This window comes from Sulfuricella sp., assembly GCA_041651995.1.
GTDB lineage: Bacteria > Pseudomonadota > Gammaproteobacteria > Burkholderiales > Sulfuricellaceae > Sulfurimicrobium.
Window position 1 is genome coordinate 79,052 of sequence record JBAZID010000006.1, and the last position, 14,629, is coordinate 93,680.

General features: G+C 58.9%; 14 protein-coding genes. 10 read left to right on the plus strand and 4 right to left on the minus strand.

All coding sequences use genetic code 11. The features are described from left to right. Positions 1-28 precede the first annotated feature (28 nt). Positions 29-1,081 (minus strand): class I fructose-bisphosphate aldolase, encoded by a 1,053-nt coding sequence (locus WC392_09815; protein MFA5242652.1) that lies wholly within the window; start codon positions 1,079-1,081, stop codon positions 29-31. A gap of 303 nt (positions 1,082-1,384) precedes the next feature. Between WC392_09815 and WC392_09820 the strand changes: the two genes are divergently transcribed. Continuing rightward, on the plus strand, positions 1,385-2,683 hold the full coding sequence (locus WC392_09820) for an MFS transporter (GenBank protein ID MFA5242653.1): 1,299 nt from the start codon (positions 1,385-1,387) through the stop codon (positions 2,681-2,683). On the opposite strand, the gene WC392_09825 is transcribed toward WC392_09820, so the two are convergent. Then, on the minus strand, positions 2,684-4,003 hold the full coding sequence (locus WC392_09825) for a sigma 54-interacting transcriptional regulator (protein MFA5242654.1): 1,320 nt from the start codon (positions 4,001-4,003) through the stop codon (positions 2,684-2,686). It abuts the gene before it with no gap. Positions 4,004-4,479: 476 nt separating this feature from the next. On the opposite strand from WC392_09825, the gene WC392_09830 reads away from it, so the two are divergent. From WC392_09830 to WC392_09840, 3 genes are read left to right on the plus strand one after another with little or no spacing between them, the layout of a single operon-like run. Then, positions 4,480-5,241, plus strand: a complete 762-nt coding sequence (locus WC392_09830) for an alpha/beta fold hydrolase (GenBank protein MFA5242655.1) — start codon at positions 4,480-4,482, stop codon at positions 5,239-5,241. 10 nt (positions 5,242-5,251) lie between these two features. After that, positions 5,252-6,214, plus strand: coding sequence for an SLAC1 anion channel family protein (locus WC392_09835; GenBank protein ID MFA5242656.1), 963 nt, complete (start codon positions 5,252-5,254; stop codon positions 6,212-6,214). Next, positions 6,214-6,927, plus strand: coding sequence for a glutathione S-transferase family protein (locus WC392_09840; protein ID MFA5242657.1), 714 nt, complete (start codon positions 6,214-6,216; stop codon positions 6,925-6,927). The genes WC392_09835 and WC392_09840 overlap by 1 nt, the downstream gene beginning before the upstream one ends. A gap of 130 nt (positions 6,928-7,057) precedes the next feature. On the opposite strand, the gene WC392_09845 is transcribed toward WC392_09840, so the two are convergent. After that, positions 7,058-7,642: a PEP-CTERM sorting domain-containing protein gene (locus WC392_09845; GenBank protein MFA5242658.1), complete on the minus strand. Its 585-nt coding sequence runs from the start codon at positions 7,640-7,642 to the stop codon at positions 7,058-7,060. Between the two features lie 282 nt (positions 7,643-7,924). On the opposite strand from WC392_09845, the gene aat reads away from it, so the two are divergent. From aat to WC392_09875, 6 genes are all read left to right on the plus strand, one after another. Beyond that, the gene (gene aat, locus WC392_09850; GenBank protein ID MFA5242659.1) at positions 7,925-8,623 is read left to right on the plus strand and encodes a leucyl/phenylalanyl-tRNA--protein transferase; all 699 of its coding nucleotides are present in this window, start codon (positions 7,925-7,927) and stop codon (positions 8,621-8,623) included. A 92-nt stretch (positions 8,624-8,715) separates the two neighbouring features. Beyond that, positions 8,716-9,450 carry an arginyltransferase gene (locus WC392_09855; GenBank protein ID MFA5242660.1) on the plus strand — a complete coding sequence of 245 codons (735 nt, stop codon included), beginning with the start codon at positions 8,716-8,718 and terminating at the stop codon, positions 9,448-9,450. Next, positions 9,447-10,724 carry an HD-GYP domain-containing protein gene (locus tag WC392_09860; GenBank protein MFA5242661.1) on the plus strand — a complete coding sequence of 426 codons (1,278 nt, stop codon included), beginning with the start codon at positions 9,447-9,449 and terminating at the stop codon, positions 10,722-10,724. Before WC392_09855 ends, WC392_09860 begins: the two co-directional genes overlap by 4 nt. 152 nt (positions 10,725-10,876) lie before the next feature. Further along, on the plus strand, positions 10,877-11,671 hold the full coding sequence (locus tag WC392_09865) for a thymidylate synthase (GenBank protein MFA5242662.1): 795 nt from the start codon (positions 10,877-10,879) through the stop codon (positions 11,669-11,671). A gap of 60 nt (positions 11,672-11,731) precedes the next feature. Then, on the plus strand, positions 11,732-13,360 hold the full coding sequence (locus WC392_09870) for a methyl-accepting chemotaxis protein (GenBank protein MFA5242663.1): 1,629 nt from the start codon (positions 11,732-11,734) through the stop codon (positions 13,358-13,360). Further along, positions 13,357-13,869: a dihydrofolate reductase gene (locus WC392_09875; GenBank protein MFA5242664.1), complete on the plus strand. Its 513-nt coding sequence runs from the start codon at positions 13,357-13,359 to the stop codon at positions 13,867-13,869. Before WC392_09870 ends, WC392_09875 begins: the two co-directional genes overlap by 4 nt. A 240-nt stretch (positions 13,870-14,109) precedes the next feature. Here the strand turns inward: WC392_09875 and WC392_09880 are convergent, their stop codons facing one another. After that, positions 14,110-14,499, minus strand: coding sequence for a DUF302 domain-containing protein (locus WC392_09880; GenBank protein ID MFA5242665.1), 390 nt, complete (start codon positions 14,497-14,499; stop codon positions 14,110-14,112). Between the last annotated feature and the right edge of the window lie 130 nt (positions 14,500-14,629).

The following is a 14,629-nucleotide window of genomic DNA, read 5'->3' on the forward strand; positions in this document are numbered from 1 at the left end:
TTGAGCGCAGCGATACCCATCGCCTCCCTCACGCAATAGTCACATCCCGCGCCAGATACACGTCCTGAATCGCATTGAGCAGCGTCACCCCGTCCGCCATCGGCTTCTGGAAGGCCTTGCGTCCGGAGATCAGGCCCATGCCGCCGGCGCGCTTGTTGATCACGGCTGTGCGCACGGCCTGGGCCAGGTCGTTTTCTCCGCCGGCGGCGCCGCCGGAATTGATCATGCCGGCGCGGCCCAGGTAGCAGTTCGCCACCTGGTAGCGGGTGAGGTCGATGGGGTGCTCGCTGGTGAGTTCGCTGTAGACTTTGGGATGGGTCTTGCCGAACTTGATGGCGTTGTAGCCGCCGTTGTTCTCGGCCTGCTTCTGCTTGATGATGTCGGCCTGGATGGTGGCGGCGAGGTGGTTGGCCTGGCCGGAGAGGTCGGCGCTGACGTGGTAGTCCACCCCGTCTTTCTTGAAGGCCGGATTGCGCAGGTAGGCCCACAGCACCGTGGCCATGCCCAGTTCATGGGCGTGCTGGAAGGCCTCGGAGATCTCCTGTATCTGGCGCCGCGACTCCAGGGAGCCGTAATACACCGTCGCCCCCACGGCCACCGCGCCCATGTCGAAGGCCTGATCGACGCTGGCGAACAGGGTCTGGTCGTAGAGGGTCGGGTAGGTGAGCATTTCGTTGTGGTTGATCTTGACGATGAAGGGGATGCGGTGCGCGTATTTGCGCGCCACCGAACCCAGCACACCCACTGTCGAGGCCACGGCATTGGCGCCGCCCTCGATGGCCAGCCGGACGATGTTTTCCGGGTCGAAATAGATCGGGTTGGGGGCGAAGGAGGCGCCACCGGAATGCTCCACGCCCTGGTCCACCGGCAGGATGGAGAGGTAGCCGCTACCGGCCAGGCGGCCATGGCCGAACAGGCATTGCAGGGAGCGCATGACGCCGGGTTTGACATCCTTGTGGGAAACCACCCGGTCCACGTAGTCCGGCCCGGGAAGATGCAGCATGGCAGCGGGGATGCCGCGGCACTGGTGGTTCAGCAGGCTCTCGGCTTCGGCGCCGAGCAGGGCGGTGATATCGGTCATTCTGTTCTCCTTCGCGGGCGTTGGAATTAGCCTAGAAAAAGCAGTTAACCACGGAGTTCACGGAGAACACGGAGTAAAAACAATAGATAGCATGATATTTGCCATTCACCCGTTGGGGGAGACCATGAATTTCCGCAAACTGCCTTTGCGAGTTGGGCGACAAGTCGCCCATCCCTGCCTACCCCGCTTCTCCGTGTTCTCCGTGCCCTCCGTGGTTATCGAACTGAGGTTTTTAGGATCAGTCAAATATAGGCCCATGTCTGCTATCCTTCAAGCCGTTTTGCATAATGAGCAACCGGGTGGATGATGAGTTCGAAAAATCTGGCAGACGATGTCCGCCCCCGCGAGGTATGGGCCTGGGCGATGTACGATTTCGCCAATTCCGGCTACACCACGGTGGTGATTACCGCCATTTTCAATGCCTATTTCGTGGCGGTGGTGGCGGAAGGCAAGGACTGGGGCACGCTGGCCTGGTCGGGGGCGCTGGCGCTGTCCTATTTTCTGGTCATGCTGGCGGCCCCGGCCCTGGGCGCCTACGCCGATGCCTATGCCAGCAAGAAGCGCCTGCTGCTGGCCAGCACCATCGGTTGCGTGCTGTTCACCGCCGGGCTGGCGCTGGTGGGCAGGGGCGATCTTTATCTGGCCATTCCGCTGATCATTCTCAGTAATTTCTTCTTTGGCGTGGGTGAAAACCTGATCGCCGCCTTCCTGCCGGAACTGGCGAAGGGCGAGGCCATGGGCAGGGTTTCCGGCTGGGGCTGGAGCATCGGCTTCGTCGGCGGCCTGCTCAGCCTCAGTGCCTCGCTGGCCTATGTGACCTGGGCTGAAGGGCAGGGGCAGGCCGCGGCCCAGTTCGTGCCCGTCACCATGCTGATCACGGCAGTGCTGTTCGCGTTTGCCGCGCTGCCCACCTTTCTGATCCTGCGGGAGCGCGCTGTTCCCCAGCCGCATTTGCAGGGGCGCGGCGTGGCGGGCGAGGCATTCGCCCGGCTCGGCGATACGCTGCATCATGCCCGGCGCTACCGCGATCTGGGGCGCTTCCTGCTTTCCCTGGTGTTCTATCAGGCCGGCATCCAGGCAGTGATCGCGCTGGCGGCCATCTATGCCCAGCAGGCCATGCATTTCGGCACGCGTGAAACCATCATGCTGGTGCTGCTGGTGAACGTGACCGCGGCCGTGGGCGCCTTCCTGTTCGGCCAGATCCAGGACCGGCTGGGGCATATCCGTACCATTGCCCTGACGCTGCTGGGCTGGATACTCATGATCCTGATTGCCTATGGCGCCGACACGCCCGGCCAGTTCTGGCTTGCCGCCAACATTACCGGCCTGTGCCTCGGCGCCTCCCAGTCGGCCGGGCGGGCGCTGGTCGGCTTTCTGAGCCCGCCAGGCCGCAGCGCGGAGTTTTTTGGTTTGTGGGGGCTGGCGGTGAAATTATCTTCCATACTCGGCCCGCTTACCTATGGCCTGGTGAGCTGGATATCAAGCGGAGACCACCGCCTGGCCATGTTGCTGACCGGCAGCTATTTTCTTGTCGGGCTACTGCTGCTCATGGGCGTGAATGCCGAGCGTGGGCGGCGCACAGCTTTAATTAATATCAATTAATCAGTCTGTTGTAGGCGACTCTTTAAGTTTTCTATAAAGAGTTCGCTCGCTGGTGCCCAGCTTTTCGGCCAGGGCTTTGCGGTCGCCGTGGAAGTTTGCTGCCGCCCATGCGAGGTAGCGCTTTTCCATTTGTTCAAGAGAAACCAGTTTTTCAAAAGGCGGGGAAGGGGAAGCTTCGCTCCTGGCTTTTTTCATGTTGCCGATGTGGAGATGCTGGGGCAGGATGATATTGCCATCCACCATGATCAGCGCACGCTCCAGGATGTTGCGCAATTCGCGCACATTCCCGGGAAAATCGTGGCGCATCAGTGCCGCCATGGTTTCCCCGGCGAGCGTGATATTCCTCCCGGGATCCAGCCGGGACAGCAGGCGTTCAACCAGCATCGGCAGGTCTTCCAGCCGTTCCCGCAGCGGCGGCAGCTGAATGGGGAAAACATTGAGACGGAAGTAAAGATCCTGCCGGAAACTGCCTTCCAGCACCATTTCAGCCAGATCGCGGTGGGTGGCGGCAACCAGCCGGAAATCCGCGCTCAGCGGCTCGACGCCGCCGATGCGGCGATAGGTGCCCGCTTCCAGCAGACGCAGCAGCTTGACCTGTAGCGACAGGGGGATGTCTCCCACCTCGTCGAGGAAAAGGGTGCCGCCGTGCGCCGCCTCCACCAGCCCGGCCTTGCGGCCAATGGCGCCGGTAAAGGCGCCTTTTTCGTAACCGAACATCTCGCTTTCGAACAGGGTTTCGGTCAGGCCTGAGCATTCCACCGCCACGAATGGCGCCGCCGCGCGCGGGCTCATGTCGTGGATGGCCTGCGCCACCAGCTCCTTGCCCGTGCCTGATTCTCCCAGCAACAACACCGAGCTTTCATGCGCGGCGACTCGCCTGGCAAGATCGAGCATGCGGTTGAACGAGGGGGAGTAACCGACCAGGTCGCGATCATGGGCGCCGCCATGGGCATGGCGCAGGACATGCATGGTTTCCATGAAATAAGTCGTTTTTCCGGCTTTATCCTTGACCGGCACCACCTCAACTTCCACATGCTCCCTTCCCGCCGAAGTGTGGTGTACATGGAGCACGCGATTGGGCTCGCCACTTTCAATTGAACCCCGCAGCGGGCAAGTCTCGCCTGCCTGGTCGCAGGGTTTGTCGTAATGATGGGAGAGTTCGTAGCAGAAGCAGCCGTCAATTTTCAGATGGGCGCCAAATTCGCGCCGGTAGGCTGCATTGGCGGCAAGGATGCGATAGTGCTCGTCCAGGAGAATCCTGGGTTCCGGGAAGCTGTCGAGAAACGTGATCAGTCCGGCAGGAAGCTTGGCGTTTGTCATGGCAATGTCAAAAATGGCAGTCAATATTGGCAAAGTATGCCACCAATGGCGCAGTAGGTCTACTCGACAGATTGTGCGTTTCCCTTGAAAACATACATATCGTATTGATAATAAGGCTAATTAATTGAATTCGCGAAAGGTGGCACAGGGCTTGCTATGTAATAACTGCCGATTAACCGGGGCGAAGTTGGTGCCGGTTATCTCCTCCCTGACGAGCCCCCCGCTCGTCAGACTAGACCTGTGGCGCTATGCGTCACAGGATTTTTTTTGTGCGATCCTGTCCGGTTTCATCAACTGGGGCGAAAATGCTGGTCATGGCCATTTTTGATGAAATTTCCGTGATAAATCTTTTACTGCAAGTGGCGTTTTTCTGGCTGGTCCTTATGGTTTTCCACATTCTGATTCGCTGGAGCCTGCGTGCGCCGAGAGTGGTGGAGCAATCAACACCCGAAGGGATGGGGCTTGAATATTCGGAAATGCATTTTTTAACCGCCAACGGGAAACAGCTTTTTGCCTGGTTTATCCCGGCTCCAGGGCCGGGTCCGGCGCCTGCGCTGGCAGTTTTGCATGGGTGGGGAGGCAACGCGGAGACGATGCTTCCGCTTGCCGCGCCACTGCATCGCGCCGGCTACGCGCTGCTGCTTTTCGATGCCCGCAGCCATGGTCAGAGCGATCTGGACACCTTCGCTTCCATGCCCCGTTTTGCCGAGGACATCGAGCATGCCGTGAGCTGGCTCAAATGTCAGCCAGGGGTGGACCCAGAGCGGGTAGGGCTGGTCGGCCATTCCGTGGGGGCCGCCGCAGCCCTGCTTGCCGCCTCGCGCCGGGACGATCTGGCGGCCGTGGTCAGCATTGCCGCCTTTGCGCACCCCAGGACGGTCATGCGCCGTATGCTTGCCGCCTGGTGGGTGCCCTATATTCCATTCGGCTGGTATATCCTGCAGTACGTTCAGCATGTGATCGGCCACCGCTTCGATGATATCGCGCCGCTCAACACCATAGGGCGCCTGCGCTGCCCGGTCTTGCTGGTTCACGGCAGCGAGGATGCAACGGTTCCCGTGGCGGAAGCGCAAGCCCTGTATGCCAGGCATCGTGGCACAGCGGACAGGTTGCTGGTGGTGAAGGGAAGCCATGACAGTTACCAGGATCTGGAGCGCCAGATCGGCGACCTGACCGGTTTTCTTGACGCAGTCATGAAGCCAGGGGGCTGCGCGGCCCGGCCTGATTTGCCAAATTGAGGACTACCGCATGACGGACGACACTTCACGCCTGAAAAATTTCCCCATCGCCTGGTTTTCCACGGTCATGGGCATGGCCGGATTCAGTATTGCCTGGAACCGTGCCGAGCATGTTTTTGATACCGGCTTCTGTCTCAGCTCGGTTCTGCTGGCGTTTACCACGCTGCTGTTCGTGGTGTTGCTGCTGCTGCTCGCCGCCAAGCTGGTGAAGTATCCGCGCGACGTGCTGGGCGAGGTCATGCATCCGGTCAAGCTGGTCTTCGTGCCCACTATATCCATCGGCATGCTGCTGCTTTCCATCGCCTACCTGCAGATCGCACCGGGCCTCTCGTTCTGGCTGTGGAGCGCGGGTGCCGTCCTGCATCTCGCCATCACGCTGTATGTGCTGTCTTCCTGGGTTCACCACAGCAAGTATGAAATCGCCCACCTCAACCCGGCCTGGTTCATCCCGGTGGTGGGCAATATCCTGGTGCCGATTGCCGGAATGCAGCATGCCCCGGCAGACATTTCCTGGTTCTTCTTCAGCCTGGGATTGTTCTTCTGGCCGGTGCTCACCGCCATCCTGTTCTATCGCCTGATCTTCCATGGCAGCCTGCCGGAACGCCTCATGCCCACCCTGTTCATTTTCATCGCCCCGCCGGCGGTGGGTTTCATTTCCTGGTACAAGCTGGTGGGTGGCGTGGATGACTTTGGCCGCGTGCTGTATTTCACCGGCCTGTTCTTCACCCTGCTGTTGCTGAGCCAGTTCAACTATTTCCGCCGCATCCGGTTTTTTCTCTCCTGGTGGGCCTATTCCTTCCCCCTGGCCGCCATCACCATCGCCACCTTGATCATGTCAAAAGAGACCGGCCTCGTGTTCTATACCTGGCTCGCCGCCGGCTTGCTGGGTGCGCTCAGTGTGCTGATCCTCATGTTGCTGGCGCGCACCGCGCTAGCCGTAATGCGGCGCGAGATCTGTGTGGAGGGGCACTGATGGTCGAACTGCACCAGTTCCGCCCCTTCTGGGGCCTGCCCAATGCCAGCCCTTTCTGCATGAAGGCGGAAACCTACCTGCGCTTTCGCCGTATTCCGTACCAGGTGGTGCCGAGCGGGCCGCGCAAGTCGCCGACCGGCAGGATTCCCTTCATCGTGGAGGACGGCCGGACCATTTCCGATTCCGAGGCCATCATCACCCACTTCGAGAGCCGGGAAGCGGTGCGCCTGGACGAGGGTCTGAGCGAGGCCGAGCGGGCGCTCGCCTTTTTCGTGCGTGAAGGGGTGGAGGAGCGGCTCTATTGGCAGATCACCTACATGCGCTGGGGCGATCCAGCCGGCTGGGCGGTGTTCAAGCCGGATCTGGTGAAGTACCTGCCCCTGGGCATGCGCGGCCCGGCGCTGTTCCTGCTGCGCCGCATGCTGCTGCGGCAGATGCGCCAGCAGGGGCTGACCCCCGCCGACCCGCAGGGCGCCTACGCCAGGGGCAGGGCAGTGCTGGATGCGCTGGCGGGACTGCTGGGCGACAAGCCCTATTTTCTAGGCGCCGCGCCGCGCAGCCTGGACATGAGCCTGTATGCCTTTCTCGCCAACATCCTCGATCAGCCCCACGGCAATCCGCTGCAGGAACACGGCAGGATGCTCGTCAACCTGGTTGCCTACTGCGCGCGCATGAAGGCGCTGTGCTGGCAGGGCTGGTCGGATGTATCCTGAAATCGGCCCGGGGGCGGGCCTCCTACATATCCAAGGTGTTTATGGGCCGGGTTGATGGCCTCGTGCACACCGATGACCAGAAATGAAAACGGCGACCGGAGCCGCCGTTTTTGCGCTTCCGAAAAGACGCTCAGATTTTGCGACGGCGACTCAAGCCCAGACCAGCCAAGCCGATGCCAAGCAGGGCCAGCGATGCAGGTTCCGGTACTTGACCTCCCTGTTCGCCCAAAATGCGAACACCGATATTAAGGGTGTCATACGCATTGTATGCGCCGCCGTAGGTAAATGCCTCGTTAAGCAACGGCGATGACGAGGAGTATGACATGCCGCCGTTAAGGGTTTGCCCGGCTCGTACTTCGTAGGCTACCCAGTAGGTTCCGGCACCAAGCAACCAGCTTAATCCGCTCGCTCCATCCCAGTCATTAACAGAATCCGCAGTGAACGCGGCCGAGAATAATTCCGTTCCGGGTACGTCTCCTCCATCCGTATAGATCGCCGCCGTCGCTGTGCCATTGCCGTAGCCGATCCAGCCGTACACGTCGGTAATCGTGGTGGCGGTGCCCAGCGAAAATTCACCCGCCAGCCACTGGTTACTGTCAAGCGCCCACCCGCTGGTACTATTAGGACCGGCACCTGTATCGACGATCGTGGCGGCATTTACTGCTCCCGCCGTGAATAATTGGCACAGGGCGAAGGCGATTAGTGCTTTTTTCATGTTAATTCTCCATGATCTGGATTGGCAAAAAGTAATAGGGAAAGGATGAAAAGGAGTTAAGCACTTTTCATTCCATGGTGATGGTTTATATAAAAATCAATAGGATGGAATTTAATTCCATGCCATGTCTTGTCCAGGGTGTAAAAATATTCGACATGCCCTGCCTTTGGCTAAGCGGCACAGGCCGCCCAATCTTCTGAATTCCTTTGCGTTCCCTTGCGCCCTTGGCGGTTCGGCGGCTTTTTCTGGGATAATGGCCGAATCCCCTCACATTCAAATCCCATGATCTCCTGGCTCCACCCTGGCGACGCTTTCCCGCCTGTTACGCAAGCACTGCAGGAGCCCAACGGCCTGCTCGCCGCCGGGGGGGATCTGTCGCCGCAGCGGCTGATCGAAGCCTATCGTCGCGGCATCTTTCCCTGGTTCAATCCCGGCGAGCCGATCCTGTGGTGGAGCCCCGATCCGCGCATGGTGCTGTTTCCCGCCGAACTCAAGGTGTCGCGTTCCCTGCGCAAGACGTTGAACAAGCACGATTGCGAGGTGCGCGTGGATACGGCCTTCAAGGAGGTCATGCGCAACTGCGCCGCACCGCGCGATGGGCAGCCCGGAACCTGGATCAGCGAGGAGATGGTTGCGGCATACGGCAGCCTGCATGCAATGGGACTGGCCCATTCGGTCGAAACCTGGCGCGGCGGCGAAATGGTTGGCGGGCTTTACGGCATCGCGCTGGGGAAGATGTTCTATGGGGAGTCGATGTTTTCCCGTGCCACCGATGCCTCCAAGATCGCTTTTGTGCATCTGGTCCGGCAACTGGAGCGTTGGGGTTTTGGCATGATCGATTGCCAGATGAAGACCGCGCATCTCGCCAGCCTGGGCGCGCGCGAGATCCCACGCAAGCTGTTTGTGCAGCGCCTTGCCCTGCTGATAGAATTACCGCTTGAATCCGGCCGCTGGCAGTTTGACGATGACCTCGTATCATAAAGGCGCGCAGCGCCACAGCGTCCCCCTCTCCCCCCGGGAGAGGGCAGGGGTGAGGGGGAACGGTCGTGCACGCGAAGGAAACCTGATTAGCCATGACCGTTCTGAATGACTTCGCCCCGCGCCGGCTCCAGATGTATCTCACGGCGCCTTATCCCTGCAGCTACCTTCCCGGCCGGGAAGCACGCTCCCAGGTGGTGACCCCCCATGAACGGGTGGACGATGCGGCTTACAGCGAGCTGATTCAGGCTGGATTTCGCCGCAGCGGGCTTTACACTTATCGCCCGCAATGCGAGCAGTGCCAGTCCTGTGTGCCGGTGCGGCTGGTGGTTGACGAATTCAGCCCCAGGCGCACCCAGCGCCGTGCCTGGGCACGCAACCAGCATCTCAAAGCTGATTTGCGCGAACAGGTTTTTGATCGGGATCATTACGATCTCTACCGGCGCTATCAGGCGAGCCGCCACGCGGGCGGGGGCATGGATCAGGGTGACGAGGAGCAGTATCGTTCGTTTCTGTTGCAGAGCGGCGTGACCACCTTGCTGGTGGAATTTCGCGATGAAACAGCGCTGCGCATGGTGAGTCTGGTGGACGTGGTGGAGAACGGCCTGTCCTGTGTTTACACTTTTTTCGATCCGGAATTGCCGCAGGCCGGTTTCGGTACTTACAACATCATATGGCAGGTGGAATTGTGCCGCCGGCTGGGTTTGCCCTATCTCTATCTGGGCTACTGGATTGCCGAAAGCGGGAAAATGGCTTACAAAGCCGATTTTCGTCCCTTGCAGGGGTTAGTGAATGGCGTCTGGCAAATTATTGCGGGTAAGCAAGCATGAGTGAGTCTGACCGCATGTTTTACGTTGCGCCGGAGCAACTTTGTGCCGGTCTGTATATCCATCTCGACCTGAGCTGGATGGATCATCCGTTTTCCTTCAGCAGTTTCAAGATCAAAAACGCCGAGCAGGTCGAAACCATACGTCAGCTCGGTTTGACGCGCATACGCATCGAACCGGGCAAAAGCACATGCAACCCGCTGCCCGCTGTTTCAGCGGATGAGAAAACCACTCCGCCCCCTGTTGTGGCTGTGCCCGTGGATTCCGAAGCGGCAAGGGAAAAAAGGGAGCGTATCGAACAACTGAACCGCATCAAGCGCGATATTGCCGAGGTGGAAAAAGAATTTCTGCAGGCGGCGGATACAGTCAGAAACATCACCCGCAATATTTACTCCCGTCCTCAGGAGGTCAGGCAGGAAGCTGAAAACCTGGTGGGAAAAATGGTCGAAGCCATTCTTTCCAGGGGCGATGTGATGATCCATGCGATGAATGAAAAATTGGGCGAGGATGCCTATTTTCATTCCCTGAACGTGACGGTGCTTTCCCTGATTCTGGCAAAGGCGCTTGACCTGGGAGAAGAGGAAAGCCGGGATCTCGGGATGGGCGCGGTTTTCCACGATATTGGCAAGATCGAGATCCCGCCGAAAATTCTCATGAAAACCGATCCGCTGACCAGGTCGGAGCAGTCGTTTCTGGAGATGCATTGCGAATATGGCCTGGATATTGCCAGCAAGGCCGGATTGTCGAAGCGGGCGGCAGATATTGTGCTGCAGCATCACGAATATATCGATGGAAGCGGTTATCCGGGCAAACTCAAGGCCGGTAAAATTTCCCCGTTGAGCAAAATCGTCAGCATCGTCAATGTGTACGACAACCTGTGTAATCCGCACCGTCTGGCCGAAGCGCTGACGCCGCACGAGGCCTTGTCGCATATGTTCACGGCGAAGCGCAACAAGTTCGATACGGTTGCGTTGCAGGCCTTTATCCATTGCATGGGCGTCTATCCTCCCGGCACCATCGTGCAGCTCTCCAATGACATGCTGGGCATGGTGGTCTCGGCGAATTCGGCCAGGCCGCTCAAACCCAATGTCCTGGTTTATGATCCGTGCATTCCCAAGGATGAGGCGGTGATCATCACGCTGGAACGGGAAAGTGAGCTCAACATCAGCAAGAGCCTGAGGCCGGGCCTGCTGCCACGAGAAGTGCACGAATACCTGAACCCGCGCAAGCGAACAACCTACTATTACGACCCGAAGCAGCACAATGACGCTGTCTGAAGCAAATGGCCTGTTCTCAAAAAATAATGATATTGAATAAACCGGGATTGTTCATTAGAGCCCAAACACCGCTCCTACACGGATGCGCCTTTCAATGGATAATCCGGCGCCTTTATTAGGAAGCCGCCCCCACAATTTAAGGATTGATTGATATGCAGCAATACCTTGATCTCATGCGCCATGTTCAGGAGCATGGAAACCAGAAATCAGACCGTACCGGCACGGGCACGGTGAGTGTGTTCGGTTACCAGATGCGTTTCGATCTGGCGCAGGGTTTTCCGCTGGTGACCACCAAGAAATGCCATCTCAAATCCATCATTCACGAGCTGCTGTGGTTTCTGCAGGGCAGCACCAATATCCAATACCTCAAGGACAACGGGGTTTCGATCTGGGACGAGTGGGCGGACGAAAATGGCAATCTTGGGCCGGTCTATGGCTACCAGTGGCGTTCCTGGCCCACGCCGGATGGCCGTCACATCGACCAGATCACCCAGGTGGTAGAGCAGATCAGGAACAACCCGGACTCGCGCCGCCTGATCGTCAGTGCCTGGAACGTGGCCGACGTGGACAAGATGAAGCTGCCGCCGTGCCATGCCTTTTTCCAGTTCTACGTGGCGGATGGCAAACTGTCCTGCCAGCTCTACCAGCGCAGCGCCGATATTTTTCTTGGCGTGCCGTTCAACATCGCCTCCTATGCGCTGCTGACCATGATGGTGGCCCAGGTGTGCGGCCTCAAGCCGGGCGATTTCGTCCATACCCTGGGCGATGCGCACCTCTACCTCAATCACCTGGAACAGACCCGCGAGCAGCTTTCGCGCCAGCCGCGCGCACTGCCGGTGATGAATATCAACCCGGAGGTGCAAAGCATATTCGACTTCAAATATGAGGACTTCAGCCTCGAAGGCTATGACCCCCATCCCGCGATCAGGGCGCCGGTGGCCGTCTAGGTGTGGCCGGTTGACATAAATCAGGCTAGAGTCCTGACACGCGAAGAAAAAAGGAGAGACATGATGCACTGGATTACACATAGCATCCGCAACAAGCTGCTGCTTATTTCCGGAGGCGGCATGCTCCTCTTGCTGGCGGCAGCCCTGCTGGGCCTGGGAATATCCTGGAACAGCATTCAGCGCTTCGATCACCAGGTTGAAGCGCGGCGCACGGATCAAAGCCAGGCGCTTGCCGCGCAGGTGGAATTCAAGGTCCAGGTGCAGGAATGGAAAAATGTTCTGCTGCGCGGCAGCGATCCGGCTTCACTGGAAAAATACTGGAGCCACTTCGAAAAACGCGAGGGCAAGGTGCGTGACGAGGTCGCGGACTTACTGAAAAAAGTCGATGACCCCGTAGCCAGGGATTTGCTTGGACAGTTTCAGGCGGAGCATCAGAAAATGGCCGAAGCCTACCGCAAGGGCTTGCAGGCCTTCAAGGACGCCAGTTTCGACAGCAAGGCCGGAGACAAGGCGGTCAAGGGGGTGGATCGTGCGCCCACCGAACTGTTGACCAAGGCGGTTGAGCACTTGTCCACCCTGGCGGAGCAAGCCGCAACGCAAGCTTCTGCGAATGCACACTCGGGCATCCTGTGGAGCCTCGGGATGATGGCGGCAGCCATCGTGCTGGCGCTGGTGTCTTTTTCATGGATGGTGCAAAAGACCATTCTGACGCCGGCAAGAAATCTGGTCGAGGATTTCGAATTCATCGCCAGGGGCGATTTTTCCCATCTCATACGCCAGTCCACCCAGGATGAAATCGGCACCATCGCTGCATCAGCGGAGCGGCTGCGCACGGATGTTGCCAGGGTTCTGGCCGAGGTGGAGCATTCGACGGTTGCGTTGCACGCCGCGGCTACCCGGCTTGTTGTGTCATCCTCCCAGGTCTCTTCAGGCTCCCAGCAGCAGAGCGATGCGGCGGCCACGACGGCTGCGGCGGTGGAGGAGATGGCGCTGAGCATCGCGTCGGTGGCGGAGAGCGCGGAAAGCGTGAACCAGCTCTCCCGGCAAAGCCTCGAGCGTTCCGCGACGGGTAACCAGAAGCTGTCCGAGCTGATTGGCGAAATCAGCGAGGTGGAATCCTCGGTGGATGAAATCAGCCGCTCCGTCACCGAGTTCGTGCGCAGCACCGAGGCCATTACCAGCATGACCCGCCAGGTCAAGGAGATCGCCGACCAGACCAATCTGCTGGCGCTCAATGCCGCCATCGAGGCGGCGCGCGCCGGCGAGCAGGGCCGGGGTTTCGCCGTGGTGGCCGACGAAGTGCGCAAGCTGGCCGAAAAATCCGCGCAATCCGCCACGCAGATCGATCAGGTGACCCTGGTCTTGAGCCAGCAGGCCGCACTGGTGGAACAGGCGATCCTGCGCGGCCATGAATCGCTGATCGCCAGCCAGGATTTTCTCGAGAATGTGGCGATGGCGCTGGGCGATGCCAATCAGTCCGTCAGCAAAGCCAGTAGCGGGGTGGATTCGATCGCACTGTCGGTGCGCGAACAGAAGAGCGCCAGCAACGAAATCGCACGCAATGTGGAACGCATTGCGCAAATGGCGGAACAGAACGGCGAAGCGGTGCAGCAGAACACTGCCGAAATAAACAGCATGGAACTCATGGCAAGCCGTTTGCACGAGTCCGTAAACAGATTCAAGTTATGAGCCTGGCCCGTTTCTCCATCATTGCTGCCATGGCGAGCAACCGCGTCATCGGCATCAACAACACCCTGCCATGGCGTCTGCCGGCCGATCTGGCCCATTTCAAGGCGCTCACCCTGGGGCACCACATCATCATGGGGCGCAAGACTTACGAGTCGCTGGGCAAGCCCTTGCCGGGCCGGACTTCGGTGATCGTCACGCGCGACCGGACTTATTTCGTGCCCGGTTGCGTGGTGGTGCATACCCTGGCGGATGCCATGGCAGCCTGCGAAGTCGACACGGAAGCCTTTTTCATCGGTGGCGCCGATCTTTACCGGCAGGCGCTTGAGCTGGCGGACCGCATGTATCTGACGGAAGTCAGAACCGAGGTGGCCGGGGATGCCTGGTTTCCGGAGTTCGATCGCGCCAGGTGGCTGGAATCCTCCCGCAAGCACTGCAACGCGGATGAAAAGAACTCTTTCGATTATGATTTTGTTGTTTACGAAAACACTAATAAACAAGAAGATATGTAGTTATGATGAAGTTGATTCTAGTTATGATTCTGGCGATTCCACCATTCGCCCTGACGGATGGAAATGAAGCCGGGCGAGACGCTGGGGCTATGATTTAGACCGGCTCACTTTGATGTAGGTCGGGCTTTAGCCCGACAAGATAAGCTTATCGGGCTAAAGCCCGACCTACAGGATGAAACGGCTAAAACTGAAATGGGGAGTGATGTTCACTCCCCATTTCAGTTCAACCAGGCTTTACTTTCAGCCTTTCACGCCGTCGCGCACCCGCTCAAGGCGTCCGCGCACTTCACTGGCCAGTTCCTCGATGCCGGGCTTGTCCACCAGTTTCAGCACGGCAGATGGGTCCATGAATGCCACGGTAATCATGCCGTCTTCCTCTTCACGCACCACCACATTGCACGGCAGCAGCAGGCCGATGTCCGGGTCGGCCTCGATGGCGCGGTGCGCCAGCGGGGGATTGCAGGCGCCGAGGATGCGGTAGGGGCGGCCATCGATGTTCAGTTTGGCTTTCATGGTGGCCTTGACGTCGATGTCGGTGAGTACGCCGAAGCCTTCTTTTTTCAGCTCCTCGGTGACTTTGCTTACTGCTTCATCGAAAGAACCCTTTACTTGTGTGCTGAATCCGTACATGTTATTTCCTTAAAAATGGGGGCAAATAATAAAATCGCGGAGACTGTTCGATCTCCGCAGTGACGATTAATCATATATTAAAACGCTGAACAGATTAAGGTTCGTGCCGCTTCATTCCACCTCATGACCA

Excerpts from the sequence above, each read along its gene's own strand:
- WC392_09815 (MFA5242652.1), bottom strand. The coding sequence starts at position 1,081 with ATGACCGATATCACCGCCCTGCTCGGCGCCGAAGCCGAGAGCCTGCTG.
- WC392_09820 (MFA5242653.1), top strand. The coding sequence starts at position 1,385 with ATGATGAGTTCGAAAAATCTGGCAGACGATGTCCGCCCCCGCGAGGTA.
- WC392_09825 (MFA5242654.1), bottom strand. The coding sequence starts at position 4,003 with ATGACAAACGCCAAGCTTCCTGCCGGACTGATCACGTTTCTCGACAGC.
- WC392_09830 (MFA5242655.1), top strand. The coding sequence starts at position 4,480 with ATGCATTTTTTAACCGCCAACGGGAAACAGCTTTTTGCCTGGTTTATC.
- WC392_09835 (MFA5242656.1), top strand. The coding sequence starts at position 5,252 with ATGACGGACGACACTTCACGCCTGAAAAATTTCCCCATCGCCTGGTTT.
- WC392_09840 (MFA5242657.1), top strand. The coding sequence starts at position 6,214 with ATGGTCGAACTGCACCAGTTCCGCCCCTTCTGGGGCCTGCCCAATGCC.
- WC392_09845 (MFA5242658.1), bottom strand. The coding sequence starts at position 7,642 with ATGAAAAAAGCACTAATCGCCTTCGCCCTGTGCCAATTATTCACGGCG.
- aat (MFA5242659.1), top strand. The coding sequence starts at position 7,925 with ATGATCTCCTGGCTCCACCCTGGCGACGCTTTCCCGCCTGTTACGCAA.
- WC392_09855 (MFA5242660.1), top strand. The coding sequence starts at position 8,716 with ATGACCGTTCTGAATGACTTCGCCCCGCGCCGGCTCCAGATGTATCTC.
- WC392_09860 (MFA5242661.1), top strand. The coding sequence starts at position 9,447 with ATGAGTGAGTCTGACCGCATGTTTTACGTTGCGCCGGAGCAACTTTGT.
- WC392_09865 (MFA5242662.1), top strand. The coding sequence starts at position 10,877 with ATGCAGCAATACCTTGATCTCATGCGCCATGTTCAGGAGCATGGAAAC.
- WC392_09870 (MFA5242663.1), top strand. The coding sequence starts at position 11,732 with ATGATGCACTGGATTACACATAGCATCCGCAACAAGCTGCTGCTTATT.
- WC392_09875 (MFA5242664.1), top strand. The coding sequence starts at position 13,357 with ATGAGCCTGGCCCGTTTCTCCATCATTGCTGCCATGGCGAGCAACCGC.
- WC392_09880 (MFA5242665.1), bottom strand. The coding sequence starts at position 14,499 with ATGTACGGATTCAGCACACAAGTAAAGGGTTCTTTCGATGAAGCAGTA.